The sequence below is a fragment of the Candidatus Thiosymbion oneisti genome, assembly GCF_900092655.1.
GTDB lineage: Bacteria > Pseudomonadota > Gammaproteobacteria > Chromatiales > Chromatiaceae > Thiosymbion > Thiosymbion oneisti.
Map to the genome: position 1 here is coordinate 1 of NZ_FLUY01000509.1, position 601 is coordinate 601.

Sequence of the window (601 nt, forward strand, 5' to 3'; positions counted from 1 at the left end):
TCGTGTTTGTTCAGATTACCGAGGGGGAACAGGCAGCGGCCGAGCTGCTCCTGTCCGAGCAGATACAGGAAATAGGTCTGGTCCTTATGCGCGTCCGCTGCGAGTCTCAGGTGCCAGCCCGCATGGTCGCGGGCGACGCGGGCATAGTGACCGGTGGCGATGCGCTCGGCACCCAGGTCCAGGGCGTGATCCAGAAAGGCGCGGAACTTGATCTCCCGATTGCACAGGATATCCGGATTCGGCGTGCGGGCGACACGGTACTCGGCGAGGAAATGGGAGAACACCCGGTCCCAATACTCGGTCGAGAAGTTGACCCGATGCAGACGGATGCCGAGCAGCGCGGCGACTTTGCCGGCATCCGCCAGGTCCGCGGCGGCGGCGCAATGATCGGCGGTGTCGTCCTCTTCCCAGTTCTTCATGAACAGACCCTCCACCCGATACCCCTGCTCCAGCAGCAGCAGGGCGGCGACCGAAGAATCCACGCCCCCCGACAGCCCGACCATGACAGTGGGTCGGTGGGTAACCGGGGCTTGGACATCCTGGGGCATAAGGTTCGGATCCTGATTCACGGTGGTCGAGCTGATACCTGCTTGGCACACAG

At 63.4% G+C, this 601-nt stretch carries 1 pseudogene; it reads right to left on the reverse strand.

Annotated features, from left to right (window positions below):
• Positions 1-548 (reverse strand): annotated as a pseudogene (locus tag BQ17_RS04995) (tRNA 2-thiouridine(34) synthase MnmA); the annotation flags it as partial.
• Positions 549-601 lie beyond the last annotated feature (53 nt).